Consider the following 25,860-nt stretch of genomic DNA (forward strand, 5'->3'; position numbering starts at 1 on the left):
GGGAAATGCCCCGGCGGGCGGGACCGCCCCGGGCCGGCGAGGGGGCGGGACCGGGTGCTCGCTCAGGCGGGCAGCAGGAGGACCGCGTAGAGGGTCAGGCCCGGGCCGAACGCCATGGCGACGATCGGGCCGTCGACGTCCCCCAGCTCCTCGAGCACCAGCAGCACCGTCGCCGACGAGCAGTTGCCGTGCTCGGCGAGCACGTGCCGCGACGCGGCCAGCTGGCTCTCGGCGAGACCCAGCTCGTCGCGGACGACGTCGAGGATGCGCGGGCCGCCGGGGTGCACCGCCCAGCCGGCGACGTCCCCGGTCCGCAGGCCCGCACCGGCCAGCAGCTCGTCGACGACGTCGCCGACGTGCCGCGACAGCACGTCGGGCACCCGCGGCGACAACCCCATGCGGAACCCGAGGTCGGTGACGTCCCACGTCATGTGGTCCGCGGTGGACGCGTCGGTGCGCGCCACCACGCCGGCCACCCGGTGCCCGCGCCCCGCGCCGGGCTCGACGACGACGGCGGCCGCGGCGTCGGAGAACAGTGCGTGCGCGACGACCTGCTCGAGGTCGGGCTGGGCCGGCTGGACGTGCAGGCTGGTCAGCTCGCAGCAGAGCAGGACGGCCGGGCGGGACCGGGCCGTCACGAAGTCCGCGACCGCGGCCAGCCCCGGGATGGCGGCGTAGCAGCCCATGTGGCCCACGAGCAGCCGCTGCAACCCGGTCGGCATGCCGAGGTCGGCAGCCAGCCGGATGTCCAGCCCGGGGGTGGCGTAGCCGGTGCAGGTGGCGACGGCGAACAGCCCGACCTCACCGGGGGCCAGGCCCGCGGCGTCCAGCGCGCCGGCGACCGCCTGCTTGCCCAGCGGCAGCGCCTCCTGCACGTACCGCTGCATGCGGGCCGCGGTGCCCCAGCCGCTGAGGTCCTCGTCGAGCGGGTTGGCCACCGCGTGCCGGCGGCGCACTCCCGCGGAGGCGAAGATCCGCCGGGCCGCACGCACGCCCTCGTAGTGGCCGGCGAAGAACCCGTCCCAGGCGGCGTCCTGGTCCAGCGTCGCGGGGAGGGCCGAGCCCGCCCCGGTCACGACGGCGCTGCTCACGCAGACCTCTCACCAGCAGTCATCGCTCGACGGTACGTGCGCCGTGCACGCGGCGCCGCCTCACCGCTTGTGCCCGTAGCCGGCGAAGAGCACGGCCGTGATCGGCAGCGGGCGCATCCGCACCGTCCTCCGCCGCCCCCGGCGCCAGGCGACGACGTCCCGCACGGACGGCCGCAGCCCCACCAGACGCAGTTCCAGGCCGAGCCGGTCGGCGGCGGCCAGCAGGCGCCGGCGGTCGACGAACAGGGCGGGGTCGTGGATCCCCGGCGGCGGGCCTCCGGGGATCCGCTCGAAGATGCGGACGGCGATCAGCTCCGCCAGCCGGGTCCTGGCGATGGCGTCGATCACCAGGACGCCGCCGGGCCGCAGCAGCCGGGCGGCCTCGGCGAGGACCGCGACGTCGTCCTCGACGTGCTCGAGGATCTCCCCCGCGACCACGACGTCGGCGCAGCCGTCCACGAGGGGCACCGCCAGCACCGACCCGCGGACCACCCCCACGCCGTGCTCTCGGGCGAGCTGCAGCCCGCGGGCACCCAGGTCGACGCCGACGTGCCGGTAGCCGAGCCGGGCGGCGTGGGGGGCCATGAGCCCCGCTCCGCAGGCGAGGTCCACGAGCAGCGCACCGGGGCCCGCGGCGGGCGGGATGTGCTCGGCCCGCGACTCGGCGAGCCAGTGCAGCATCGCGAACCCGCCGCTGGGCTCCCACCACTGGTCGGCGAGCTCCTCGTACTGCGCGGGGTCGTTGCGCCGGGGGTCGTCGCGCCGCATCACTTCTTCAGCGGGTCGTGGCCCCAGTTCATCAGGGAGTACCGCCACCGCGAGGCCTCGACGTCCTCCCCTGACGGCTCCTGGGCCAGGTGGCGGGCCACGTAGCCGTGCACCTTCCGCATGTGCGCGAGGTCGTCGTCGGTGAGGTCCGCCTTCTTCGTGCGCAGCAGCTCGACGATGCGCCGTCCGGACGCGTGGCCGGTCGACTCGGCGTCGCCGTCCTTCTGCCCGACCGCCTCGGACTCCTCGGTGCCCAGCCACTCCTCCAGCTCGCCCGCGGTCATGTTCACCGCCTCGCCGAACTCGCGACGGATCGTGTCGGGGTCGTCGGTCGCCATGGGGTTCCTCCCGGGTCGGGCGTCAGGGAACGGGTACCGCGCCGCCCGGCCGGGGAAACGGCGGGTCTGCTGTGCTGGTCCCCCACCCGTCGGCTCCCGGAGGTCCCGTGTCGGTCACCGTCGTCGGCAGCCTGAACGAGGACGTCCTGGTCCGGGTGCGCCGGCTCCCCGGCCGCGGCGAGACCGTCGTCGGCCTCGACGCCGCCCTGGCGCCGGGAGGGAAGGGCGCCAACCAGGCCGCGGCCGCCGGCCGGCTGGGCACAGGCGTCGCGATGGTGGGCCGGGTCGGCGCGGACCCCGCCGGTGACCGGCAGCTCGCCGCCCTCACCGCGGCCGGGGTGGACGTCGCCGCCGTCCGCCGGACCCCCGGGACGCCGACCGGGAGTGCCACCATCCCGGTCGAGGAGGGCACCGGGGAGAACCTGATCGTCGTCGTCCCGGGCGCCAACGCCGAGCTGACGCCGGGCGACGCCGACGTCGAGCCGGTCCGCTCCGCGCGGGTGGTGCTGCTCCAGCTCGAGGTGCCGCTGGCGACCGTGCTGGCCGCGGCCCGCTCGGCCACGGGCACGGTGGTGCTGACCCCGGCACCGCCCCAGCCGCTGCCGGCGGACCTCCTCGACCGGGTGGACGTGCTGGTGCCCAACGAGCACGAACTGCTGCAGCTGAGCGGCGCGGCTCCCGGGGACAGCTCGCCGGCCGGACTCGCCGCACTGGCCCGCACGCTGGGCGTCGGCACGGTCGTGGTCACCCTCGGCGCGCGGGGCGCCCTCCTGGTCCACCGGGCGGGCGGGGCGCTGCTCCAGGCGCCACCCCCGGTCGACGCCGTGGACACCACCGGGGCCGGCGACTGCTTCTGCGGCGCGCTCGCCGTCGCGCTGGCCGCCGGGGCGGCGCCCGATGCCGCGGTCGGTGCCGCGGTCACGGCGGCCGCGCTGTCGACCACCGGCCCCGGCGCCCGGGGGGCCCTGCCCGGCGCGGCGGAGGTCGCGGCCCTGCGGAGCCGGCTCCCGGCCGCCGTCCCGGTCGGTTGAGGGGTTGGCCGCGCGACCGCCCGGGCACTGGCCCGGCGAGACCACGACCGAGGAGGACGACGATGACCGAACCGGCCCGACCGCCCCGCTCCCCCGACCGCGCCGAGGGCGACCCCGACGGCGAGGAGCCCGACGCCGGCCGCACCCCGCACCCCGACCAGCCCGCCGAGGGCGAGGACACCGAGGGGGGTGGCGCGCAGACCCCCTGAGGGGCCTGGCGCCGAGGTCGGCGCGTGCGGCAGGCTCCGGGGCCGTGCTGCTGGATGCGGGCCTGCCGGCCGACCTCGACGACGTGCCCGCGTTCGTCCAGGACCTGGAGCAGCGGGGGTACACCGGAGTCTGGACGTCGGAGACCGCGCACGACCCCTTCCTGCCGCTGCTCGTCGCCGGTCGGTCGACCAGCCGGCTGCAGGTGGGGACGGCGATCGCGGTCGCCTTCGCGCGCTCCCCGATGACGGTGGCCACGACGGCGCACGACCTGCAGCGGCACACCCGTGGGCGGTTCGTGCTGGGCCTGGGCACGCAGGTGCGGGCGCACGTGGAGCGCCGGTTCTCCATGCCGTGGAGCGCGCCGGCGCCGCGGATGCGCGAGTACGTCGCCGCGCTGCGGGCCATCTGGGCGGCCTGGCAGGAGAGCGCCCCGCTGCGGTTCCGGGGCGAGCACTACCGGCACACCCTGATGACGCCGGTGTTCGCGCCCGACCCGCACGAGTGGGGTGCGCCGCCCGTGCACCTGGCGGCGGTCGGACCGGCGATGACCCGGCTGGCGGGAGAGGTGGGCGACGGCCTGCTCGCGCACTCGTTCACCACCGTCCGCTACCTGCGCGAGCGCACCCTGCCGGCGCTGGGCGAGGGCCTGGCCGCCGGCGGGCGGACCCGCGAGCAGGTCAGCGTCAGCCTCCCGGGCTTCGTCGTCACCGGTGGCACGGAGCCCGAGAGGGCGGAGTCGGCCGCGGCCGCGCGGTCCTCGATCGCCTTCTACGGCAGCACCCCGGCCTACCGCCCGGTCCTGGAGCTGCACGGCTGGGGCGCGCTCGCCGACGAGCTGCACGCGCTGTCGACCGGCCGCCGCGAGGACCGCTGGACGGTGATGCGGGACCTGGTGGACGACGAGGTGCTGAGCACCTTCGCCGTGGTCGCGGACCCCGCGGACGTCGTCCGGGAGGTCCGCGCGCGGTTCACCGGACTGGTCGACCGGTTCACCGTCGCGGCGGCGGTCGCACCCCTGCTGGACCCGGCCTGACCCCCGCGGCAACTGCGCACAGTGACCGATCTCTCAGCGTTCCGGCTCCAACTCACCGTTACGGGTCTGTTTCCGGACCGCCCCGTGGGGGGACCCTGGCTGCCATGGAGGACACCCAGCACGAACCCCGAGTAGGCGACCACACCTCGAGCGAGCGACAGGCCGACGAGTCCGGCGCGCGAGAGGCCTCGGCCGCCCCCCTGGCCCGACTGCTGGCCAACCCCCGCCGGGTGCGCCGGGCCTGAGAGAGGACCCCTGGGCCCCGTCCCTCGCGACCCCGCGGCGGGACCCCGCGGGGCCGGCGGGGATCGGTCGGATGCACAGCGATCACCCATCGTCACAGCCGTCCCACCGATCCCCGGGGTCCCGGCACACCCGGGCGCCTCTCGTCACTCACCGCAACCACCCCCGGCGTGCCGCGAACTGATCCGTCACGGGCTGGGGCAGCATCCCCGGCGTGACCGCAGCCGCCCTCCCCCTCGCCGCCGACGATGCCGCGGCTCCCATCCGCCGGAGCCGGGCCGAGCGGCAGGCCATAGTCCTGGACACCGCCGAGCGGCTGTTCGCCACCCGCAGCTCCCGCAGCGTCGGCATGGACGAGCTCGTCCGGGAGACCGGCCTGGGCAAGATGACGGTGTACCGGCTCTTCAAGAGCAAGGACGACCTGGTGGGCGCCTACCTGGCGCGCAAGGCGGCGACGGTCCTGGCCTTCATCGACGCCGAGCTCATCCGCCTGGAGAGCGACCCGCGGGCGGCGCTGCTGTCGGTCGTCGACGCCGTCCAGCGCGACGTCACCCGCAGCGGTTTCCGCGGCTGCCCCTTCACGAACGTGAGCAGCGAGTACGACGATCCGCAGCACCCCGCCCGCAGCGCCGCCGCCGACTACAAGTTCGAGCTGCACGCGCGGCTGGAGCGGCTGGCCGACCAGATCGCTCCGGGCAGCGGTGAGGACCTCGCCGCCCAGGTGCACCTGATCATCGACGGCATGTACCTCTCCGGCGGGCTCCTGGGTCCCGACGGCCCCGCCTCGCACGGCCGTCAGCTGGCCGAGCGGCTGATCGACATCGCGGTCGCCCGGGGCTGACCCCAGGATGGGCCGGTGAGCAACGACCGCAGCCGACCCGACCTCGACGACACGACCGTGGAGGGCCTGGGCAAGCTCTCCGAGGCCCTCGAGACCATCGAACAGGCCCGCGGCCAGCTCTACGGCTTCCACCAGCACTCCGGCAAGGCCGACCTCCTCCTGCAGGACGCCGTCGACCTCTTCCGCGAGGCGGGCCACACCGAGCTCGCGGACGACCTCGACCGCGACCTCGTGGGTCGCAACGTGATCGCCGACCGCTGGACCTTCCAGATCGTCGAGGACTACGACGCGACGTACTGGTCGGTCTTCCGCTCGTTCGACGAGCGTGCCCGCACGGAGCTGGCCGGCGGCGACCGGCACGTCTACGAGGCCCGCATGAAGCAGCGCGAGCGGACGGCGGACCACCCGCACCACGAGGCCGGCCCCGCGCTGGACGACTGACGTCGGAGGGACTGCGTCGCCCCGGCATCGGGGGAGTCGCGGCCCGGCGAGCCGTCCAGGCCGCTGCCACCCCGGAGTCGCTGCCGCGCCGCCCGTCGCGAGCCGGCAGCGGCCGCGGGACGTGCCGGTGGCGGGGGACGGCACCTGGCCGCGGTGTCCCCCGGAGGCGGACGATGTCACCGTGACGACGCCCGACGAGGACGACCCCGGCTCCGACCGGGACGCGCAGCCCCTCGGCAGCGAGGTGGCGCCGCCCGCCGACCCCGGGTCCCAGGGCGGCGAGGCCGGACCGGCCGGCGGGGTCGCGGGCCCGAGCTGGCCACCCGCGGAGACCGAGCCGGACGCGCAGTGACCGTGCACTCGGCGCCGGAGCCCACCAGACTCGACCCGTGACCGCTCCTGGATCCCCCGTCGACCCCCTGAGCACCCCACCCGGCACGACCGGACCGGCCGGCACCGGCGGCTTCGGCACGGCCGGCGGCTACGGCACCCCCGCGACGGCCGGCCGGACGACGTCCACGTCGAACGCCGGGCGCACCATCGGCCGCACCCTCGCCCTCGCCCTGCTGCTCGTCGTCACCGTGCTCTTGGTGCTCTTCGTCGTGTTCAACACCCAGACCGTCGACATCAGCCTGGTCTTCGTCAACGTCGAGGCCCCGCTGGTGGTGGCGCTGCTGATCGCCGCCGTGCTCGGGGCGCTCATCGGCTGGCTGGCCAGCCTGGTGATGCGCGTTCGGCGGCGCAGCCGCTGACCCACCGCCCCGGCCCACACCCCTGACGCGTCCCTCGTCGGGGGTGTGCCGGTGGGGCGGCTTGCTCTGGTTACCCGTCGGTAATACCGTTTGTTACCAGCGGGTAAGAACTCGCCGCACCGCCGGCACGGAGCACCGGGAGCCACGCGCATGAGCCACTACACCGCGAACCTGCGGGACCTCGAGTTCAACCTGTTCGAGTTCCTCGACACGAAGGACCGCTTCGGCACCGGACCCTTCGAGCAGATGGACGCCGAGACCGCGCGCGGGGTGCTGGCCGAGGTCCGGAAGCTGGCGGAGGGCCCGCTCGCGGCGTCCTTCACCGACGCCGACCGCAACCCGCCGGTGTTCGACCCGGCCACCCACTCGGTGACGCTCCCGGAGTCGTTCAAGAAGTCGGTCAAGGCGATCGAGGACGGCGAGTGGTACCGCCTCGACCTGCCCGAGCACCTCGGCGGGTTCGGCGCACCACACGTGCTCACCTGGGGCGCCTTCGAGATGATCCTGGGCGCCAACCCGGCCGTGTTCATGTACGGCTCGGGCGCCGCGTTCGCCGCGATCCTCGACGAGCTGGGCACCCCCGACCAGAAGCGCCTGGCCGAGCTCATGCTCGAGCACCACTGGGGCGCCACGATGGTGCTCACCGAACCCGACGCGGGCTCCGATGTCGGCGCCGGCACCACGAAGGCCGTGCAGCAGCCCGACGGCACCTGGCACATCACCGGCGTGAAGCGGTTCATCACCTCCGCCGAGCACGACCTCAGCGACAACATCGTCCACCTGGTCCTGGCCCGCCCGGAGGGCGCGAGGGCCGGCACCAAGGGGCTCTCGCTCTTCGTCGTCCCCAAGTTCCACGTGGACCTGGAGACCGGGGCGCTCGGCGAGCGCAACGGCGCCTACGTGACCAACGTCGAGAAGAAGATGGGCCTCAAGGTCTCCACGACCTGCGAGGTGACCTTCGGCGACGGGCCGGTGCCGGCGCAGGGCTGGCTGGTCGGCGACGTGCACGACGGCATCGCCCAGATGTTCAAGGTCATCGAGCACGCCCGCATGTTCGTGGGCGCCAAGGCGATCGCCACCCTGTCGGCCGGCTACCAGGTCGCGCTCGACTACGCCAAGACGCGCGTGCAGGGCGCGGACCTCACGGCGACGTCCAAGGACGCCCCGCGGGTGACCATCACCCACCACCCGGACGTCCGCCGCTCGCTGATGCTGCAGAAGTCCTACGCCGAGGGCATGCGGGCGCTCTACCTCTACGCGGCGAGCTTCCGCGACCAGGTCACCGAGGCCGAGGCCGCGGGCGAGGGGGACGGCGCGCAGGCGGAGCTGGCCGAGCGGGTCAACGACCTGCTGCTGCCGATCGTGAAGGGCTTCGGCTCCGAGCGCGCCACCCAGCTGCTGACCGCCGAGTCGCTGCAGACCCTCGGCGGCTCCGGTTACCTGCAGGACTACCCGGTCGAGCAGTACATCCGCGACTCCAAGATCGACACCCTCTACGAGGGCACCACGGCCATCCAGGGTCAGGACTTCTTCTTCCGGAAGATCGTCAAGGACGGCGGCGTGGCCCTGACCTGGCTGGCCGAGCAGATCCAGGCCACGGTGGACGGCGAGGTCGGCAACGGCCGGCTCAAGGAGGAGCGCGCGCTCCTGGGCACCGCGCTCTCCGACGTCCAGGGGATGCTGGCATCGATGTTCGGGCACCTGGCCGCGGCGCAGACGGACGTGACCTCGCTGTACAAGGTCGCGCAGAACACCAGCCGGCTGCTGCTGGCCGCCGGTGACCTGATCACCGGGTGGCTGCTGGTCCGCCAGTCCGAGGTGGCGCTGACCGCGCTGGCCGGGGAGGTCAGCGAGCCAGACCGGCACTTCTACGAGGGCAAGCTCGCCGCCACCCGGTTCTTCGCCACCCAGGTGCTGCCACGGCTGTCGTCCGAGCGGGCCATCGTCGAGAACACCGACAACGCCCTCATGGAGGTCGACGAGGCCGCGTTCTGACAGCGGACCCCCTGCCGAGGGTCGCCGGCGGCCGTCGGTGCATGGGGGCGGCTGATCGCGGGCATGCCCACCGGGACGCCGCCGGACCCAGAGGAGCAGCGATGACCGACCCGCAGGGCAGCGACCGCATCCAGCAGGACGTCCCGACGGCCTCGGGCACCGGCGACGACAGCAGCACCGGCACCGGCTTCGACGACGTCCCCCTCACCCGCGAGGAGGCCGTCGAGCGGGACGCCGCGCAGGACGACGAGCAGCCGGCCCGGCCCGGCAGCGACGTCTCCCTGTCGCAGCGTGCGCAGCCCCCGGGCGGGGCACAGGCCAGCGATCCACGACGCGAAGGAGCCCCATGAGCGAGTCCGACAGCACCGGCTACGGCGAGTCCGCCGACACCGCCGACGCGAAGGAGAACCTGATCGACGGCCAGACCGGGGACAACGCCAGCGACCGTGGCGCGCGGGACACCACCCTCACCACCGACGACGAGGCCCAGCGGGACGACGAGACCTCGCGTCCGGGCAACACGAGCGGCTGAGGACCGGCGGCTAGATCCAGCCGTGCCGGCGCGCCACCTCGACGGCGGCGTGCCGGTTCGGCGCACCCAGCTTGGTCGCGGCGGCCGACAGGTGGTTGCGCACCGTCCCCGGTGACAGGTGGGCGCGCGCGGCGATCTCCTCGACCGGGGCGCCCCCGGCGGCGAGCTCCAGGACGTCGGCCTCCCGGGGCGTGAGCGGGCTGTCCCCCGCGCTGATCGCCTCCGCGGCCAGCTCCGGGTCGACGTAGCGGCCGCCCCGTTGCACCGTGCGGACGACGTCGGTGAGCACCCCCGCGCTCACCGTCTTGGGGAGGAAGCCCCGCACGCCCGCCTCCAGCGCCCGCTTCAGGTGTCCCGCCCGCCCGTGACCGGTGACGATCACGACCGCACAGCCGGGCACCGCCGACGCCAGGTCGCCGGCCACCGCGATCCCGTCCCGGTCGGGCATCTGCAGGTCCAGGACGGCGACGTCGGGCGTGTGCGCCCGGGCCATGGCCAGCGCCTCGGCCCCGGAGGCGGCCTGGGCGACGACGTCGAGGTCGTCCTCCAGGGCGAGCAGCGCGGCCAGCGCCGAGCGGATGAGGTTCTCGTCGTCGGCCAGCAGCACCCGGATCACGCGGGGACCCTCACCGGCACGGTCGCGGTGAGCACGAACCGGTCCTCCACGGCGTCCGCGGTCAGTCGCCCGCCGGTGGCCGCCAGCCGCTCGGCCAGGCCGGTCAGCCCGTTGCCCCAGTCCACCGGCGTGCCCGCCACCCCGTCGTTGCTCACCCGCAGCTCCGCCTCCCCGCCGTCGGTCCGCAGCGCCACGGTGCACGCCGTCGCCCGGCTGTGCCGCAGCACGTTGGTCACCGCCTCGCGCACCACCCAGCCCAGTGCCGTCTGCACCGGCTCGGGCAGCGCCGCCCCGTCGTCCTCACCCTCCACCGTGCAGCCGACCCCCGCGGCGCGCAGCACCGAGCGGGCCCCGGCCAGCTCGCCCGGCAGGTCGCTGCGCCGGTAACCGCGGACCACGTCGCGCACCTCGCGCAGCGACTCCTCCGCCACCCGGCTGATGTCGGCCAGCTCCTCGACGGCGCCCTCCCGGCCGCGGCGCACCAGCTCGGCGGCCAGCTGGCTCTTGACCGCGATGGCCGAGAGGTTGCGGCCCATCACGTCGTGCAGGTCCCGGGCGAAGCGCAGCCGCTCCTCGGCGACCGCCAGCTGCAGCTGCACCCCGCGGGTGCGGTCCATCTCCCGGACGACGTCGAGCACCCAGACCGAGAACCGGAACGCCAGCGCGAGGAAGGTCAGCGTCGCACCGAAGACGACGGCCAGGACCGCCGCCGTCCCGATCGGGACGCCCGCCGCCGTGACGACGATCCCCGTGGCCCCGCCGATGCCGAACCCCCAGCGGCCGAGCACGCGAGAGGACGAGACCGTGGCGGCCGCGGTGAGCGCCATGGCCGGGGGCATCGCCAGGCCCCACGCGAGTGCACCGGTCGCCGGGACGTCGGGCGCGAAGGCGACCGCCGCCGCCCCGGCGGCAGCCAGGGCGGCGGCGGCCGCGGCCAGGACGGGTCCGCGCGGCAGTCCGCGGCCCTCGCGGTGCGCCACGAGTCCGGCGCGGGCCAGCAGCACCGCGGTGACGGCGACCGCGACCGACGCCACGACGAACAGCTCTCCGGCCGGCGCCACCGGTGGCGCCTCGGCCGCCCCGTACACCCCGACGGCGAGCAGCGGGGTCATCGCCAGCCAGACGTAGAAGGACCACCGGGTGTAGAGGTCGAGGCGCTGGGGGTCCGAGCGGCTCTGCCACCAGCGGGCGACGGTCGGCACGGCGGTCATGCTGCCGTACCGACCGTTCCCGAGCGGGCTGCCCTGCTCACCTGCGCGGCGCCCAGCGGAACACCCGGGCCGCGACGAGACCACCGACGAGCGTCCAGCCGGCCAGCACCGCCAGGGGCACCAGTCCCGCGGACCACGCACCGGCCAGGTCCACCGTCTGCCCGTCGAGGGTCTCCCCGAGCAGCCCCAGCCGGGCCAGCTCGACCACCGGGCTCAGCGGCAGGAAGCGCAGCACACCGGCCACCTCCGCCGGGAAGGCCGACAGCGGGAAGAACAGCCCGGACACCGACGTCGCGACCAGGACGAGGGGCAGCGTGGTGATCTGCGCGCTCTCCGCCGTGCGGGTGAAGGAGGTGCTGGCCGCGGCCAGGACCACCATGAGCGCGGCCCCGACGACCAGGGCGAGCAGCGGGAGGACGACGTCCACCGGAGCCGTCCACTCCCCGAGGACGGCGACCCCGAGCGCCACCAGCGCCACCTGCACGACGGTGACCAGCAGCGTGGGCACCGCCGTGCCCAGCAGGATCTCCGGGCCGGTCAGCTCGCCGGTGCGCATCCGCTGCAGCACCAGCTCCTCGCGGCGGGCCACGAAGGTCGTGACCAGGTTGTAGTAGGTCAGGAAGACGAGCGTGACGCCGAGCGCGGTCACGACCAGCGCCGGGCCGCCGGCGGTGGGCAGGCCGATCATCCGGACGGCCGCGACCAGCAGCAGCGGCATGAGCAGCGAGTTGACCACCGCGGTGCGGTTGCGCAGGAGCAACCGGGTCTCGGCGGAGGCGAGGGCGAGCACCCGGCGACGGGCGCCGGGGGCCGGGCGGGCGGGGGCGGCGAGGGTCGTGGTCATGGCGGGACTCCAGGGGGCGATCGGCGGCGTGAGGGGGGTCAGGCGGCGGCCGGGTCGCCGTCGGCGACGGCGACGGCGAGGAAAGCCTGTTCGAGGGAGGCGGAGCGGGCCTGCAGGCCGCCCAGGACCACCCGGTGCTCGGCCGCCCAGGTCAGCAGCGCGGTCAGGGCCGGCTGCAGGGCGCGGGTGTGCAGCTCCACCGCCGGGCGCTGGGCGCTGACCTGCACGGTGGGGATGGCGGGCAGCGGCGGCGCGTCGTCGGCGAGGGTGAAGCGGATGGTGGCCGGCTGGGTCTCCGCGATCTCCTCCCGGGTGCCGGCGAGCACGATCTCCCCGGCCCGCATGACCGCGATCCGGTCGGCCAGCTCCTCGGCCTCCTCCAGGTGGTGCGTGGTCAGCACGACCGCGGCGCCGTCGTCCACCAGGCCGCGGACCAGCGTCCACACGGTGCGCCGGCTCTCCGGGTCGAGCCCGGTGGTCGGCTCGTCGAGGACGAGCACCCGCGGCCGGCCGAGCAGGGCCAGGGTGAGGTCGAGCCGGCGCCGCTCCCCGCCGGAGAGGCTGCGCACCCGGACGTCGGCGCGCCCGGTGAGGCCGACCTGGGCCAGCGCCTCGTCGACCGGGCGCGGGTCGGTGAGGGTGCGCGCCCAGGTGGTCACGGTCTCGGCGACGGTCAGGTCCCCGGGCAGGCCGCTGTGCTGCAGCAGCACCCCGAGGTGACGGCGGACGTCGGCGCGGTCGTGCTGCGGGTCGCGGCCGAGGACCCGCACGGATCCGCCGGACGGTGACGCCAGGCCCTCGAGCACCTCCAGGGCGGAGGTCTTGCCGGCACCGTTGACACCCAGCAGGGCGAGGACCTCGCCCGGGTGCACCTCGAAGGAGATGCCGCGGACGGCCTCGAACGCGCCGTAGCGGCGACGCAGGTCCACGACCTCGACGGCGGGCGGCTCGGGTGCGGGCGGCACCGCGGGTCGGGCGGGTGCGTGGGACGGGTGCACGGGGTCCTCCTCGGGTGCGCCCGCCGGCCGGGGTCGGCCGGTGCTCCCGGGCGCACCACCGACCCTGCCGCCGTCCCCCGCCCCGCACAGGTGCCATGCCTCACGACCTGCGCCGACATCGCCACGGGCGGCCCATGACAGGTGTCACGGGCCGCCCGTGGGGTGTGCGGTCAGACGGAGGCGCTGGTCCGGTCGCTGCGGGTGACGACCGCCTTGTCCTCGGCGAGGTCGCGCTTGGCCGTCTCGCCGTAGACGGCCACCGCGATGAGCGTGACCACCGCGCAGACGACGAGGTAGATGCCGACGGCGGCGACGTTCGGCTCGTCGAAGCTGCCCAGCAGGGCCAGGGCGATGAGGGGGGCTGGTGCGCCCGCCACCAGCGAGGCGAGCTGGGCACCGACCGAGACGCCGGTGTACCGGGCCTTGGTCCCGAACAGCTCGGAGAAGAACGCCGCCTGCGGCCCGTACATGGCCCCGTGGAACAGCAGCCCGACGGTGATCCCGACGACGCACAGGAAGAAGCTGCCGGTGTCGAGCAGGCCGAAGAAGGCGAACGACCACGCGCCGATGCCCGCGGCCCCGAACAGGTAGACCGGCTTGCGTCCGATCCGGTCCGAGAGGTGGCCCCACAGCGGGATGGTGACCAGGTGCACCGCGGAGGCGATCAGCACCGCGTTGAGCGCGAACGAGGAGTCCAGGCCGCCGACCTCGGTCAGGTACGTCAGGCTGAACGCCGTCAGCAGGTAGAACGACACGTTCTCGGCGATCCGCGCGCCCATCGCGGTGAGCACCTCCCGCTTGTAGCGGGTGAGCACGGTGATGATCGGCGCCTTCTCGACCTCACCGGCGGCGGCCTTGGCCTCCGCCTCGCGCTGCGCCTCCAGGAAGATCGGCGACTCGCTCACCGACAGCCGCACCCAGAGCCCGACCAGGATCAGCACCGCCGACAGCAGGAACGGGATCCGCCAGCCCCAGGCCTCGAACGCCTCGTCGGACTGGAACGCGGCGAGCAGGGCGAGGACGCCGGTGGCCAGCAGGTTGCCCGCGGGGGCGCCGGCCTGCGGCCAGGAGGCCCAGAAGCCGCGGTGCTCGGGCTTGCCGTGCTCGGAGACGATGAGCACCGCGCCGCCCCACTCACCGCCCAGCGCGAAGCCCTGGATGAGGCGCAGCACGATGAGCAGGATCGGGGCGAGCAGGCCGACGGAGCCGTAGGTGGGCAGCAGGCCGATGCAGAACGTGGCCCCGCCCATCATCAGCAGCGAGATCACCAGGAGCTTCTTGCGGCCGATCCGGTCGCCGAAGTGCCCGAAGACCAGCGCGCCGACCGGACGGGCGAAGAAGCCCACGGCGTAGGTGGCGAAGGCGGCCAGCGTGCCGACGAAGTCGTCCGCCTCGGGGAAGAAGAGCTTGTTGAACACCAGTGCGGCGGCCGAGCCGTAGAGGAAGAAGTCGTACCACTCGACCGTGGTGCCGATGATGCTCGCGCCGACCACGCGGCCGAACCGCGTGCCGGACTGTGCTGGTGCGGACATGGCTCCCCTGTCTGGATCTCGACGCGTCGGCCCAGACGCTAGGTGGAGGTGACGTGGCCCACCATCCGGGCGGTGTGCGACGGTGACGGACATGGGCGACGAGGGCACGCTGGCGGGACGACGGGCACTGGTCACCGGAGGCGCGTCGGGCATCGGCCGCGCCTGCGTCGAGCGGCTGGCTCGGGCCGGTGCCGCCGTCGTGGTCGTCGACCGGGACGCGGGGCCGGCGCAGGCACTGGCCGAGGCGGTCGGGGGGACGGCGGTCGCGCTCGACCTGACCGACCTGGACGCCATCGACCGCCTGGACCTCGACGTCGACATCCTGGTGAACAACGCCGGCCTGCAGCACGTGGCGCCGCTGCACGAGTTCCCGGTCGACCGCTTCTCGCTGATCCTCCGCCTGATGCTCGAGTCCCCGTTCCGGCTGGTCCGGGGCGCGCTGCCGCACATGTACGGGCGCGGCTGGGGGCGGGTGGTGAACGTCAGCTCCGTCCACGGGCTGCGCGCCTCGCCGTACAAGAGCGCGTACGTCACCGCCAAGCACGGGCTCGAGGGACTGTCCAAGGTGATCGCCCTGGAGGGGGCCCCGCACGGGGTCACCTCGAACTGCGTCAACCCCGCCTACGTCCGGACGCCGCTGGTCGAGGGGCAGATCGCCGACCAGGCCCGCACCCACGGCCTGTCCGAGGACGACGTGGTGGAGCAGGTGATGCTGGCGCCGGCCGCGATCAAGCGGCTGATCGAGCCCGAGGAGGTCGCCGAGGCGGTGGCCTACCTGTGCTCGCCCGCCGCCGCCTCGGTCACCGGCAGCTCGTTCGTGATGGACGGCGGGTGGAGCGCGCACTGAGCTGACCCCGCCGGCCCCGCGGGGCCACCGAGCCGGGGGGCGCCGCCGCCTACCCTGGGTGCCGTGTCCGGCCCGGTCCCCGTCCTGCCCGCCGAGGTCTGGACCGCCCGGGCCGCGGCACACGCCGAGCGCGCCGACGCCCTGACCGCCGGGCACCGGGCCCGCCGCACGGCCGGGCAACGCCACCCCGTCGAGGACTTCCTCTACGAGTACTACTCGACCCGCCCCGCGGTGCTGCGCCGATGGCACCCCGGCGCCGGGACGGCGCTGGCGCCCCCGGCTCCGCACGCCGACCGGCGCTGGTACTGCACGACCGGCGACGGTGTGGTCGCCCTGGACGCCGGCGCGTACCTCGCCGACCGCGGTCCCACCGTCGGCTTCGTCCACCGACTGCTCACCGCGACCGCGTCCCGGCCGGCCGCGTTCGGCTGCTTCGGGCTGCACGAGTGGGCGATGGTCTACCGCCAGGACGAGCACCGGCACCCGCTGCCCCTGCGGCTGGGCCGGGCCGGCACCGACGCGGTGGTGGAGGCGCACCCCATCCGGTGCACGCACTTCGACGCCTTCCGGTTCTTCACCCCCGCCGCCGTCGGCCTCAACCGCGTGCAGCCCACCCGCGCGACGCAGCCCGACCTGGAGCAGCCCGGCTGCCTGCACGCGACGATGGACCTGTTCAAGTGGGCGTCCAAGCTCGGGCCCGCGGTGCCCGGTGAGCTGCTGCTGGACTGCTTCGAGCTGGCCCGCGACGTCCGGGAGCTGGACATGCGGGCCTCGCCCTACGACCTGCGGGAGCACGGCCGACAACCGGTCCGCATCGAGACGCCCGCGGGGCGCGCGGAGTACGCAGCGGCCCAGCGCGGGTTCACCGCGCGCGGCGCTGACCTCCGCGACCGGCTGCTGTCCGTCACCGGCGCGTTGCTCCCCGGCACCGGAGCGGACGCCGGGACGTCGCCGGCTGGTCGTACCGTCGACGGGTGACCTCCACACGCACCGACCGCTGGCTGCGGCTCGACGGGACGACCAACACCCGCGACCTCGGAGGGCTGCCGACGCTCGACGGCGGCACGACGGTGCCCGGCCGGATCCTGCGCAGCGACAACCTGCAGACGCTCAGCGACGCCGACGTCCACCGGCTGGTCACGGACGTGCGGCTGCGGGAGGTCATCGACCTGCGGACCACCGCCGAGGTGCTGCTCGAGGGCCGCGGTCCGCTGCGCGCCCTGGCCGAGGTCACCCACCGGCACTTCAGCCTGCTCCCCGAACGCGGGCACCACACCGACGTGTTCGCCGTCGAGGAGTCCGAGGTCACCGACCTCCCCGCGGACTGGGCGGAGTCGATCCTGCCCCGGCAGGTCGCCGACACCGACGCCGGCGAGCCACCCGCGGTCCGGTCCTACCTGGGCTACCTCGAGCACCGCCCGGACAACGTGCTCGGCGCGCTGCGCGCCCTGGCGGCGGGCACCGACGGCGCGGCGGTCGTCCACTGCGCGGCCGGCAAGGACCGGACGGGCGTGGTCGTCGCCTTCTCCCTGGCGGTGGCCGGGGTGCCGCACGAGGAGATCGTCGCGGACTACGCCCTGACCGCCGAGGTGATCGACGCGCTGGTGGCCAAGCTCGCCGCCTCGCCGACGTATGCCGAGGACATGGTCACCCGCGACGTGGCCAGCCACACGCCGCGCGCGGAGACCATGGACCGGCTGCTGCGTCTCCTCGACGAGCGGCACGGCGGGCCGCAGGGCTGGCTGACCGGGCACGGCTTCGGCGCGGAGGAGCAGGCGGCGCTGCGCGCCCGCCTCCGCGACTGAGGGCGGACCCCGGGAGGGGCTCAGTCGCCGGCGGCGTCGAGGCCGTCGAGGCCGTCGCGGCTGACGTGCTTGTGCCGGTCCATCGCCGCGTGCGCGGCGCTCAGCAGCACGTCGGCCACGCCACCCTCTCCGGTGTGCACGGCGACCCCGATGCTGGTGCCGACGGCCACCTCGGCGCCGTCGAGCCGGAAGGTCCGCTCGAAGCAGCCGAGCACGCGTCCGACGACGCGGTCGGCGTCCTCCGGCCGGGTGAGCCCGGTCAGCAGGACGGCGAACTCGTCGCCCCCGAGCCGGCCGACGGTGTCGCCGGGCCGCACCGCGGCCCGCAGCCGTGCGGCGACCCGGCGCAGCAGCTCGTCGCCGGCGGCGTGCCCGCGGGAGGCGTTGACCGAGGTGAACCGGTCCAGGTCGCAGAAGAGCACCCCCGCGTGCTGGTCCGGGCCGGTGGTGGCCAGCACGCTGCCCAGCCGGTCGAGGAACAGCACCCGGTTCGGCAGCCCGGTCAGTGCGTCGTGCGTGGCCTGGTGGGCGACGGTCTCCACGAGGCGGGACTTCTCCAGGGCCGTGGACGCCTGGTCCACGACCCCGCGCAGCAGGGCCAGCACGTCGCCGTCCAGGCGGGCCGGCGCACTGCCCGCCGTCCAGCTCGCGGTGGCGACCCCGAGGAGCGTCCGGCCGGCCAGCAGCGGGACGGCGACGACGTGGGTGAGGCCGAGGGTCTCCAGCAGCGCGGCCACCCGGGGGCTGCACGTGGCCGCGTCGAGGACACGGGCCTCGTGATCGGTGAGCAGGCCGACCAGCTCGGGGGTGTCCTCGGCCCGGAGGGAGCCCTGCTGCGTGAGCTCGCGACTGCCGCCGGGACGTCCTGCGACGGCCGCCGTGACCAGGGCTCCGGCCGCCGGCTCCCAGAGCAGCAGCGCGCCGTGGTCGGCCCCGACGACGCGGGGCACCGCCTCGGCGACGGCGGTGCACACCGCGGCGGCGTCCGTGGCCCGGGCGAGTTCCGCCGCCAGGGCGAGCAGCGCCCCGGTCCGTGCCGTCTCCCGGCGGACGTCCGCCGTGGCCACGAGCAGGTCGAGGGTGGCCGCCGCGTGCCCGGCGTGGACGGCGAGCACGTCGCGGTCGAGCTCGAGCGCACCCTCCCCGGGCCGGCGGACCGCGGCCAGCCGGCCGTGGCTGCGGCGGGCGGAGGCCACGTCGACCACGATCACGTCCGGGCCGGGGTCCACGCCGGCGAGGAGGGAGGCGACCAGCGCGTGGGCCTGGGGGGCGGGGAGTCCGGCGCTGTGCACCAGCGGGGCGCCACCGTCGGGGGCGGCGACGACGAGCAGGTGACCGGCGGCCGACCCGGCCGCACCGACGCGGGCGACGATGCGGCGCAGGACGGTGTGGACGTCGTCACCGGCGGCCACCTCGACGGGGGCCGCTCGGAGCGTCCCGAGCCGGTCGAGCAGTTCGGATGGGGTGGCCGGAGCCGTCCTGCGCCGGCGCAGCCGCCCGCGGGGGCCCGATGTGGTCACGTCCCTGCGATCGGCAGCCGGCCGTGCACGGTTGAGCGGAACACCCCCGACGAGGGACCCGTCACGGGTCGGGCCGCGCCGTCGGACGGGGTGCTGGACGCGGATACCCCCTGGGGGTACTATGCCGAGGCGGAGAGAGGAGGTCCCATGGAGAGCACCACGGACCACCAGCGGACGCACGGGTCGGCGACCGGGCGCGTGTCGTGGGCGACGGCCGCGTCGGCGACCCTGCACTGCCTCACCGGGTGCGCGATCGGCGAGGTGCTGGGCATGGTCATCGGCACCTCGGCGGGGCTGCCCGACGGGGTCACCGTCGCGCTGTCGATCACCCTGGCCTTCGTGTTCGGCTACGCGCTCACCATGCGCGGAGTGCTGCGCGCCGGGCTGCCGTTCCGGCGGGCCCTGAGGGTGACCCTGGCTGCCGACACCGTGTCCATCGCCGTCATGGAGCTCGTCGACAACGTGGTCATCGTCTCGGTTCCCGGCGCCATGGACGCCGGGATCGGCGGCGCACTCTTCTGGCTGGCGCTGGCCGGCGCGCTCGCGGTCGCCTTCGTCGTCACCCTGCCGCTCAACCGCTGGCTCATGGGCCGCGGCCAGGGCCACGCCGTCGTCCACGCGCTGCACTGACCCGCCGCGGACAGCAGACGACCCCGGTCTCCGAGACGGAGGCCGGGGTCGCGCGTCGTGGCCCCGTCCAGCGCACCGCCCCGAGGGGGCAGGAGGACCGGGGCGTCCTTCAGCGGAGGAAGGACCCGTGACTGTTCGCCATGGTCAGCAGCTCGTCGCGCATCGCCGGGCTGCTGCTGCGCGCGAGGGCGCGGTCGAGCGCTCGCCGGGTGCGCGCCGCCTGCCGACGCTGCCGCCAGGTGCTGGTGACGCTGTTCATCTCGTGATGCCTTCTCTCCGTCTCGGTGGTCGACACCCGTAGTAAGCCAGGCGCAGCCCCGAGTATTCCGAAGAAACCCAGGCTAAGAGCTAGGCGCGGCGACGGTTGTTCACTCCGAGGGGTGAGTTGCGCCTCAGTCGACGCCCAGGACGCCCCGCACCGCCGTTCGGGCGGCATGCGGCTCCTCGGCCGCCAGCGCCGCGTCGGCCGCGCGTCGGCAGGTGTCGGCGTCGACGGCGGCGAGCCGGGCGCCGACCCCTGCGACCGAGGACGCCGCACAGGACAGCGAGGTGACCCCGAGCCCGACGAGCACGCAGGCCAGCAGCGGGTCGGCCGCAGCCTCGCCGCAGACACCCACCGGCCGGTCGGCTCGGCGTCCCGCCTCCGCGGTGGCCTGCACGAGGGCGAGCAGCGCCGGCTGCCACGGGTCGGTGAGGTCGGCGAGGTCGGCGGAGAGCCGGTCCGCGGCGAGGGTGTACTGCGACAGGTCGTTGGTGCCGATCGACAGGAAGTCGACGTGCTGCAGCAGCCGGTCGGCCAGCAGCGCCGCCGACGGCACCTCGACCATCACCCCGGGGACCAGACCCCGGTCGCGCACCAGAGCGGCGAAGCCGGCCGCCTCGGGAACGGTCGCCACCATCGGCGCCATCACCCACGGCTGCGAGCCGGTCCGCCGCGCCGCCTCGGCCACCGCGTCCAGCTGGCGCTCGAGCAGGCCGGGGTCGCGACGGGCCACGCGCAGGCCCCGGACGCCCAGCGCCGGATTGGCCTCGTCAGGGGCGGTCGCGAAGGCCAGCGGCTTGTCCGAGCCGGCGTCCAGGGTGCGGACGACGACCCGGCGACCCTCGAACGCGGTGAACACCTCGGCGTAGCCCCGCGCCTGCTCCTCGACCGAGGGCTCCTCGGCCCGGCCGAGGAAGGCCAGTTCCGTCCGCAGCAGCCCGACCCCCTCCGCGTGGACCGCTGCGGCGGCGCGCGCCCCCGCGCCGTCCTGCACGTTGGCGAGGATCTTGACCGCCACGCCGTCCCGGGTGCGCCCCGGCCCGCGGTACCCCGCGAGCGCGGCGGCTGCCCGGCGGGCGGCGTCCACCCGGGCCCGCGCCTCGACCGGGTCCGGATCGACCTCCACCGTGCCGCGCTCGCCGTCGAGCAGCACGGTCACCCCCTCGGGGACCTCGTCGAGACCACCCACCGCGACGACGCACGGCAGCCCCAGCTGCCGGGCGATGATGGCCGTGTGGCTCGTCGTGCCGCCCAGCCGGGTGGCCAGGCCGATCACCCGAGCGGGATCCAGGCCCGCGGTGTCGGCCGGCGCGAGGTCGTCGGCCAGCAGCACGGACGGGACCGCCGGGCTGGGCACGCCGGGCTCGCCCTGCCCGGTGAGCTGGGCGACGATCCGGTCCCGGATGTCGCGGACGTCGGTGACCCGCTCGGCCATCAACCCGCCGAGGCTGGTGAACAGGTCGACGAACTGCTGGGCCGCCTGGACGGTGGCGATGGCGGCCGGCGCGCCGGCGTCGATCCGCTGCTCCACCGCCGAGAGCAGACCGCGGTCGCGAGCCAGCCCCGCGGTGGTCGCCAGCACCTCGGCGCTGACGCCCGTCGCTGCGCCGGCGCGCTCGGCGAGGCGGTCGGCGACCACCCCGGCAGCGGCGGCGAACCGCTCCTTCTCCACCGGCCGGTCGGCCTCTGGCACCACGACACCGTCGTCGCCGGGCAGGACCACGGCGCCGGACGGGCGGATCACCGGGCCGTACGCGACACCGGGGACGACCGGGGTGCCGGGGAAGACCGCGGGGCCGGCGGGGCCGGGCTGGAGGACGGTGCCGGGGGCGGTGATGGCCATGGGTACCTCGCGGAGTCGTCGGGGTGCGGGGGCTGGATCGCCGTCGTCCGCCGGTGACCAGAGTCACCAATGGGTGTTGACTTGTCAATGTTTCGGACGTAGAACAACACCATCACAACCGCGAAACAACATGGTCGGGCATCGGAGGGAGGCGGTCCGTGTACGCCGAGGAACGTCAGCAGACGATCGCCGGTCTGGTCGCCGACCGCGGCCGGGTCGCGGTGACCGCGCTCGCGGACGAGTTCGGGGTGACGACGGAGACCGTGCGCCGCGACCTCGCCCTCCTGGAGCGGGCCGGGACCCTCCGCCGGGTGCACGGCGGTGCCGTGCCGGCCGGCGCCCTCACCTTCGTGGAGACCGCGCTGGCCGAACGGCACGGCACGCGCTCCGAGCAGAAGCGGAAGATCGCCACCGCGGCGCTCGACCTCGTCCCGGGCGCCGGCGGCAGCCTGCTGCTCGACGGCGGGAGCACGACGGCGGCCCTCGCCGAGCTGCTGCCCGGCGACCGGCGGCTGCTGGTCATCACCTCCTCCGTGCCGATCGCCGCCCGGCTGGCCGCCGCCCCGGGCCTGGACCTGCACGTCCTCGGCGGCCGTGTCCGCGGCATCACCCAGTGCGCGGTCGGCGAGCAGGCCGTGGCCGCGCTCGCCGACCTCCGCGTCGACGTGGCGTTCCTCGGCACGAACGGCATCACCCCCGCCCACGGGTTCACCACGCCCGACGAGGCCGAGGCCTCGGTGAAGCGGGCCATGACCCGCGCCGGGCAGCGGGTGGTCGTGCTGGCCGACAGCAGCAAGCTCGGCCGTGAGCACCTGATCCGGTTCGCCACGCCGGCCGACGTCGACGTCCTGGTCACCGACGCGGACGCCGACGCCACCGACGTCGCCCGCCTCGAGGACGCGGGCGTCGAGGTCGTGGTCGCGTGACCAGCGGCCCCGCCGGCGCCGGCCGCGTCGTCACCCTCACCGCGAACCCCAGCCTCGACCGCACGCTGTCGCTGCCCGGCGTCCTGGCGCGCGGCGGCGTCGTCCGGCTGGCTCCCAGCTCGACCGAGCCCGGCGGCAAGGGGGTCAACGTCGCCCGGGCGGTCGCCGCGGCCGGCGGGGACGTGGTCACCGTGCTCCCCGCGGCCGCGGACGACCCCATCGTCGGCGCGCTGCACCGGCTGGGGCTGCCGCTCGCGACGGTGCCGGTGCCGACGCCCGTCCGCACCAACTACACGCTGGCCGAGCCCGACGGCACCACCACCAAGCTCAACGAGCCCGGCGCCCCGCTGGACGAGGCGACCCGCGGCGCGCTGGCCGACCTGCTGCACCGGCACGCCGAGGGCGCGCGCTGGGTCGCCCTCTCCGGCTCGCTGCCACCGGGTGCGCCGCCGGACTGGTACGCCGAGCTGGTCCGGTCGCTGCGGGACACCGGCGCACGGATCGCGGTCGACACGTCCGAGGCGCCGCTGCTGGCCCTGCTGGCCGCCGGGCCGGACGCCGCGCCGGACCTGCTCAAGCCCAACGCGGAGGAGCTCGCCCAGCTGACCGGGGTGCCGGAGGAGGCACTGGCCACCGATCGGGACGCCGTCCTCACCGCCGTCGGCACGCTGCACGAGCGCGGCGTGGCCGAGGTGCTGCTGACCCTCGGAGCCGACGGCGCCCTGCTCTCCCGCGCCGACGGCGGCGTCTGGTCGGCGGCGCCGCCGCGGGTCGCGGTCCGCAGCACGGTCGGGGCGGGCGACTGCAGCCTGGCCGGTCTCCTGCTCGCCGACCTGGCCGGCGCCGCACCGGCCGACCGTCTGCGCAGCGCGGTCGCGTACGGCTCCGCCAGTGCGGCGCTGCCCGGCTCCGCCGTCCCCACCCCGGCCCAGGTGGCCGCCCTCCCCGTCGAGGTCTCCGCCGTCCGCTCGCCGGCCGGCACCGCCTCACCACCGTCGTCCCCCCGCACCACCCCCGTCCCGGCCGCCGGCCGCGACGTCCGCTGACGCCCTCCCGGAGAGGTCCGCCATGCCTGCCCTGATCACCCCCGGCCTGGTCGCGCTCGATGCCGACCTCGGCACCGACAAGACCGCGGTCGTGCACCGATTGGCCTCGCTCGTCGCCGGCGCCGGCCGGGCGACCACCGGCGAGGCCCTCGCCGCGGACGCGCTGGCCCGCGAGGCCCAGGCCGCCACCGGGCTGCCCGGCGGCATCGCCATCCCGCACTGCCGGTCCGAGGCGGTGACCGAGGCGTCCCTGGCCTTCGCCCGGCTGTCCCCGAAGGTGGACTTCGGCGCCCCCGACGGGCCGGCCGACCTGGTCTTCCTCATCGCCGCACCGGCGCACGGGGACGCCGACCACCTGACCCTGCTCACCGCGCTGGCCCGGGCGCTGGTCCGGCCGGAGTTCGTGGCGTCGCTGCGGGCGGCCGGGTCCGACGACGAGATCGTCCGGCTCGTGGCGGAGGTGGTCTCCCCCGAGCCGGTCGCCCCGGCAGCCACCTCGGCCGCCACCGGCGCCTCGACCGCGGGCGCCGCCCCGGCGGCGAGCCCGGCCCCTGCCGCCGCGGCCTCCGCCCGGCGCAGCGTCGTCGTGGTCAGCGCCTGCCCGACCGGCATCGCGCACACCTACATGGCCGCCGACAAGCTGGTCGCCGCCGGGCGCACCGAGGGCGTCGACATCCACGTGGAGACCCAGGGCTCCTCGGGGTCCACGCCGCTGGACCCGGCGGTGATCCGCGATGCCGACGCCGTCATCTTCGCCGTCGACGTGGGCGTCAAGGACCGCGACCGGTTCGCCGGCAAGCCGCTCGTGCAGTCGGGCACCAAGCGCGCGATCAACGAACCCGAGGTCATGATCCGTGAGGCGCTGGCCGCCGCCGACGACCCGAACGGCCGGCGGGTGCCGGGTGCCGGTGCCGCCGGCGAGACGGCCGCCGCGGCGTCAGGGGGTGGACCGAGCACCGGCTCGGAGGTGCGCCGCTGGCTGCTGACCGGGGTCAGCTACATGATCCCGTTCGTCGCCGCCGGCGGTCTGCTCATCGCGCTGGGCTTCCTGTTCGGCGGGTACCAGATCGTCAACCCGAACCCGGACGTCGAGGGCCAGAGCTACGCCCTCAGCTGGGTGCTCAACAACTCGTTCTTCGACCTGCCCAGCGCAGCACCGACCGAGGGACTCAACGACGGGTTCCTCGGCTACCTCGGCGCGATCTGCACCGTCCTCGGCCAGGCCGCCTTCGGCTTCCTCGTCCCCGCGCTGGCCGGTTACATCGCCTACGCGATCGCCGACCGCCCCGGCATCGTCCCCGGCTTCGTCGTCGGGGCCGTGTCCGTCACCGTGGGCGCCGGCTTCATCGGGGGCCTGATCGGTGGCATCATCGCCGGCTTCGCGGCCCTGTGGATCAGCCGTTGGAAGCTCCCCGCCGGCGTCCGCGGGCTGCAGCCGGTCGTGATCATCCCGCTGCTGGCCACCCTCATCGCCAGCGGCCTCATGGCCGTCGTCCTGGGCCGGCCCCTGGCCGCCGCGCTGACCGGTCTGGGCAACTGGCTCAACGGCCTGACCGGGACCTCGGCCGCCCTGCTCGGGATCATCCTCGGCCTGATGATGTGCTTCGACCTCGGTGGGCCGGTGAACAAGGCGGCCTACGTCTTCGCCACCACCGGGCTGGCCGCCGGCAGCGGTGCCCCGTTGATCATCATGGCGACCGTCATGGCCGCCGGCATGGTGCCGCCGCTGGCGATGGCGCTCAGCACCGCCGTCCGGCCCAAGCTCTACACCCCCGCCGAGCGGGACAACGGCAAGGCCGCCTGGCTGCTGGGCGCCTCGTTCATCTCCGAGGGCGCCATCCCGTTCGCCGCGGCCGACCCGCTGCGGGTCATCCCGTCGATGATGCTGGGCGGCGCCACCACGGGGGCGATCGTCGCGGCCAGCGGGGTGGAGCTCCGCGCTCCGCACGGCGGCATCTTCGTGTTCTTCGCGATCACCGGGCTGCTGTGGTTCGTGATCGGGATCCTCGCCGGCATGATCGTCGGCGCCGTCGCGGTCACCGTCGCCAAGAGCATCGGCCGGCCGAAGGGCGAGGACGTCCCGGAGGACGCCGTCGACCTGGCGCACGCCCACGTGGCGGCCCCCGTCACCCAGCCGGCCCGGGCCTGACCCGGCAGGCTGGTCCCGCACCCGTCCCAGCAGCGAGGAGACTCCCCATGCCCAGTCAGACCGTGTCCGTCGGCTCCCGCGTCGGGCTGCACGCCCGGCCCGCCGCGCTGATCGCCGAGGCCGTCGGCAAGGCCGGCGTGCCGGTCACGCTCGCCACCGCCGGTGGCATCCCGGTGGACGCCGGATCACCCCTGATGATCATGACGCTCGGCGCCAAGATGGGGGTGGAGGTCGTGGTCACCAGCGACGACCCCGCGGTGGTCGAGCAGATCGCCGGCCTGGTCGCCCAGGACCTCGACGCCGAGTAGCGGGAGGCCCCTCCTCCCCCCGCCTCGCGCGCTCGGCGCGGGACCCTG

Annotated in this window: 30 protein-coding genes; 19 read left to right on the forward strand and 11 right to left on the reverse strand. The window is 75.4% G+C overall.

Annotation, left to right across the window (positions count from 1 at the left end):
* Positions 1 to 62: 62 nt before the first annotated feature.
* The 3 genes from GCU56_RS18295 to GCU56_RS18305 are packed head-to-tail and all read right to left on the reverse strand — an operon-like array spanning position 63 to position 2,197.
* On the reverse strand, positions 63 to 1,091 hold the full coding sequence (locus tag GCU56_RS18295) for a 3-oxoacyl-[acyl-carrier-protein] synthase III C-terminal domain-containing protein (RefSeq protein WP_163483175.1): 1,029 nt from the start codon (positions 1,089 to 1,091) through the stop codon (positions 63 to 65).
* Between the two features lie 60 nt (positions 1,092 to 1,151).
* Positions 1,152 to 1,859: a methyltransferase domain-containing protein gene (locus tag GCU56_RS18300; protein WP_163483176.1), complete on the reverse strand. Its 708-nt coding sequence runs from the start codon at positions 1,857 to 1,859 to the stop codon at positions 1,152 to 1,154.
* Positions 1,859 to 2,197, reverse strand: a complete 339-nt coding sequence (locus tag GCU56_RS18305) for a DUF3140 domain-containing protein (protein ID WP_163483177.1) — start codon at positions 2,195 to 2,197, stop codon at positions 1,859 to 1,861. Before GCU56_RS18305 ends, GCU56_RS18300 begins: the two co-directional genes overlap by 1 nt.
* Before the next feature lie 107 nt (positions 2,198 to 2,304).
* Between GCU56_RS18305 and GCU56_RS18310 the strand changes: the two genes are divergently transcribed.
* The 11 genes from GCU56_RS18310 to GCU56_RS18355 all read left to right on the forward strand — a co-directional run bounded on the left by GCU56_RS18310 (position 2,305) and on the right by GCU56_RS18355 (position 9,275).
* The gene (locus tag GCU56_RS18310; protein ID WP_163483178.1) at positions 2,305 to 3,228 is read left to right on the forward strand and encodes a PfkB family carbohydrate kinase; all 924 of its coding nucleotides are present in this window, start codon (positions 2,305 to 2,307) and stop codon (positions 3,226 to 3,228) included.
* Between the two features lie 62 nt (positions 3,229 to 3,290).
* Positions 3,291 to 3,437 carry a hypothetical protein gene (locus tag GCU56_RS18315; RefSeq protein WP_163483179.1) on the forward strand — a complete coding sequence of 49 codons (147 nt, stop codon included), beginning with the start codon at positions 3,291 to 3,293 and terminating at the stop codon, positions 3,435 to 3,437.
* Positions 3,438 to 3,481: 44 nt separating this feature from the next.
* Positions 3,482 to 4,471, forward strand: coding sequence for a TIGR03617 family F420-dependent LLM class oxidoreductase (locus tag GCU56_RS18320; protein WP_163483180.1), 990 nt, complete (start codon positions 3,482 to 3,484; stop codon positions 4,469 to 4,471).
* Between the two features lie 104 nt (positions 4,472 to 4,575).
* Positions 4,576 to 4,716: a hypothetical protein gene (locus GCU56_RS18325; RefSeq protein ID WP_163483181.1), complete on the forward strand. Its 141-nt coding sequence runs from the start codon at positions 4,576 to 4,578 to the stop codon at positions 4,714 to 4,716.
* 212 nt (positions 4,717 to 4,928) lie between these two features.
* Complete coding sequence (locus GCU56_RS18330; RefSeq protein ID WP_163483182.1) at positions 4,929 to 5,555, forward strand: TetR family transcriptional regulator; 627 nt, start codon at positions 4,929 to 4,931, stop codon at positions 5,553 to 5,555.
* A gap of 15 nt (positions 5,556 to 5,570) precedes the next feature.
* Positions 5,571 to 5,996 (forward strand): hypothetical protein, encoded by a 426-nt coding sequence (locus GCU56_RS18335; protein WP_163483183.1) that lies wholly within the window; start codon positions 5,571 to 5,573, stop codon positions 5,994 to 5,996.
* A gap of 181 nt (positions 5,997 to 6,177) precedes the next feature.
* Complete coding sequence (locus GCU56_RS23525; RefSeq protein WP_204332360.1) at positions 6,178 to 6,348, forward strand: hypothetical protein; 171 nt, start codon at positions 6,178 to 6,180, stop codon at positions 6,346 to 6,348.
* A 37-nt stretch (positions 6,349 to 6,385) separates the two neighbouring features.
* Positions 6,386 to 6,748, forward strand: a complete 363-nt coding sequence (locus GCU56_RS18340; RefSeq protein WP_163483184.1) for a lipopolysaccharide assembly protein LapA domain-containing protein — start codon at positions 6,386 to 6,388, stop codon at positions 6,746 to 6,748.
* 150 nt (positions 6,749 to 6,898) lie between these two features.
* Entirely contained in the window at positions 6,899 to 8,743 is a 1,845-nt protein-coding gene (locus GCU56_RS18345) for an acyl-CoA dehydrogenase (RefSeq protein WP_163483185.1), read from the forward strand.
* 101 nt (positions 8,744 to 8,844) lie between these two features.
* Entirely contained in the window at positions 8,845 to 9,093 is a 249-nt protein-coding gene (locus tag GCU56_RS18350; RefSeq protein WP_163483186.1) for a hypothetical protein, read from the forward strand.
* Positions 9,090 to 9,275, forward strand: a complete 186-nt coding sequence (locus GCU56_RS18355) for a hypothetical protein (RefSeq protein ID WP_163483187.1) — start codon at positions 9,090 to 9,092, stop codon at positions 9,273 to 9,275. The genes GCU56_RS18350 and GCU56_RS18355 overlap by 4 nt, the downstream gene beginning before the upstream one ends.
* Positions 9,276 to 9,285: 10 nt before the next feature.
* On the opposite strand, the gene GCU56_RS18360 is transcribed toward GCU56_RS18355, so the two are convergent.
* From GCU56_RS18360 to GCU56_RS18380, 5 genes are all read right to left on the reverse strand, one after another.
* Entirely contained in the window at positions 9,286 to 9,891 is a 606-nt protein-coding gene (locus GCU56_RS18360) for a response regulator (RefSeq protein WP_163483188.1), read from the reverse strand.
* Complete coding sequence (locus GCU56_RS25300; RefSeq protein ID WP_163483189.1) at positions 9,888 to 11,093, reverse strand: histidine kinase; 1,206 nt, start codon at positions 11,091 to 11,093, stop codon at positions 9,888 to 9,890. Before GCU56_RS25300 ends, GCU56_RS18360 begins: the two co-directional genes overlap by 4 nt.
* 46 nt (positions 11,094 to 11,139) lie before the next feature.
* On the reverse strand, positions 11,140 to 11,946 hold the full coding sequence (locus GCU56_RS18370) for an ABC transporter permease (protein ID WP_163483190.1): 807 nt from the start codon (positions 11,944 to 11,946) through the stop codon (positions 11,140 to 11,142).
* Positions 11,947 to 11,984: 38 nt separating this feature from the next.
* Positions 11,985 to 12,944, reverse strand: a complete 960-nt coding sequence (locus GCU56_RS18375; RefSeq protein WP_163483191.1) for an ATP-binding cassette domain-containing protein — start codon at positions 12,942 to 12,944, stop codon at positions 11,985 to 11,987.
* Between the two features lie 170 nt (positions 12,945 to 13,114).
* Positions 13,115 to 14,476: an MFS transporter gene (locus GCU56_RS18380; RefSeq protein ID WP_163483192.1), complete on the reverse strand. Its 1,362-nt coding sequence runs from the start codon at positions 14,474 to 14,476 to the stop codon at positions 13,115 to 13,117.
* Between the two features lie 91 nt (positions 14,477 to 14,567).
* Here GCU56_RS18380 and GCU56_RS18385 point away from each other — a divergent pair, with 91 nt between their 5' ends.
* The 3 genes from GCU56_RS18385 (at position 14,568) to GCU56_RS18395 (ending at position 17,128) form a co-directional block, all read left to right on the forward strand.
* Entirely contained in the window at positions 14,568 to 15,323 is a 756-nt protein-coding gene (locus GCU56_RS18385) for a 3-hydroxybutyrate dehydrogenase (RefSeq protein ID WP_163483193.1), read from the forward strand.
* 63 nt (positions 15,324 to 15,386) lie between these two features.
* A complete protein-coding gene (locus GCU56_RS18390) occupies positions 15,387 to 16,301 on the forward strand; it encodes a 3-methyladenine DNA glycosylase (protein WP_163483194.1) in 915 nt (304 codons plus the stop codon).
* Positions 16,298 to 17,128, forward strand: coding sequence for a tyrosine-protein phosphatase (locus GCU56_RS18395; protein WP_163483195.1), 831 nt, complete (start codon positions 16,298 to 16,300; stop codon positions 17,126 to 17,128). Before GCU56_RS18390 ends, GCU56_RS18395 begins: the two co-directional genes overlap by 4 nt.
* A gap of 20 nt (positions 17,129 to 17,148) precedes the next feature.
* Here the strand turns inward: GCU56_RS18395 and GCU56_RS24170 are convergent, their stop codons facing one another.
* Positions 17,149 to 18,648, reverse strand: a complete 1,500-nt coding sequence (locus tag GCU56_RS24170; protein ID WP_345771927.1) for a diguanylate cyclase domain-containing protein — start codon at positions 18,646 to 18,648, stop codon at positions 17,149 to 17,151.
* 147 nt (positions 18,649 to 18,795) lie between these two features.
* On the opposite strand from GCU56_RS24170, the gene GCU56_RS18405 reads away from it, so the two are divergent.
* Positions 18,796 to 19,278 carry a DUF4396 domain-containing protein gene (locus tag GCU56_RS18405; protein ID WP_163483197.1) on the forward strand — a complete coding sequence of 161 codons (483 nt, stop codon included), beginning with the start codon at positions 18,796 to 18,798 and terminating at the stop codon, positions 19,276 to 19,278.
* A 109-nt stretch (positions 19,279 to 19,387) separates the two neighbouring features.
* Here GCU56_RS18405 and GCU56_RS18410 read toward each other — a convergent pair whose 3' ends face one another.
* Both GCU56_RS18410 and GCU56_RS18415 read right to left on the reverse strand, forming a co-directional pair.
* The gene (locus tag GCU56_RS18410; protein ID WP_163483198.1) at positions 19,388 to 19,537 is read right to left on the reverse strand and encodes a hypothetical protein; all 150 of its coding nucleotides are present in this window, start codon (positions 19,535 to 19,537) and stop codon (positions 19,388 to 19,390) included.
* A gap of 133 nt (positions 19,538 to 19,670) precedes the next feature.
* Positions 19,671 to 21,383 carry a phosphoenolpyruvate--protein phosphotransferase gene (locus GCU56_RS18415; RefSeq protein ID WP_163483199.1) on the reverse strand — a complete coding sequence of 571 codons (1,713 nt, stop codon included), beginning with the start codon at positions 21,381 to 21,383 and terminating at the stop codon, positions 19,671 to 19,673.
* Positions 21,384 to 21,541: 158 nt separating this feature from the next.
* Here GCU56_RS18415 and GCU56_RS18420 point away from each other — a divergent pair, with 158 nt between their 5' ends.
* The 4 genes from GCU56_RS18420 to GCU56_RS18435 are packed head-to-tail and all read left to right on the forward strand — an operon-like array spanning position 21,542 to position 25,812.
* Entirely contained in the window at positions 21,542 to 22,309 is a 768-nt protein-coding gene (locus GCU56_RS18420) for a DeoR family transcriptional regulator (RefSeq protein ID WP_163483200.1), read from the forward strand.
* On the forward strand, positions 22,306 to 23,355 hold the full coding sequence (locus tag GCU56_RS18425; RefSeq protein WP_163483201.1) for a hexose kinase: 1,050 nt from the start codon (positions 22,306 to 22,308) through the stop codon (positions 23,353 to 23,355). Before GCU56_RS18420 ends, GCU56_RS18425 begins: the two co-directional genes overlap by 4 nt.
* Before the next feature lie 22 nt (positions 23,356 to 23,377).
* Positions 23,378 to 25,504, forward strand: a complete 2,127-nt coding sequence (locus GCU56_RS18430) for a PTS fructose transporter subunit IIABC (protein WP_163483202.1) — start codon at positions 23,378 to 23,380, stop codon at positions 25,502 to 25,504.
* Between the two features lie 47 nt (positions 25,505 to 25,551).
* Entirely contained in the window at positions 25,552 to 25,812 is a 261-nt protein-coding gene (locus GCU56_RS18435; protein WP_163483203.1) for an HPr family phosphocarrier protein, read from the forward strand.
* Positions 25,813 to 25,860 lie beyond the last annotated feature (48 nt).

It is taken from the genome of Geodermatophilus sabuli (assembly GCF_010686765.1).
Taxonomy (GTDB): Bacteria; Actinomycetota; Actinomycetes; order Mycobacteriales; family Geodermatophilaceae; genus Geodermatophilus; species Geodermatophilus sabuli_A.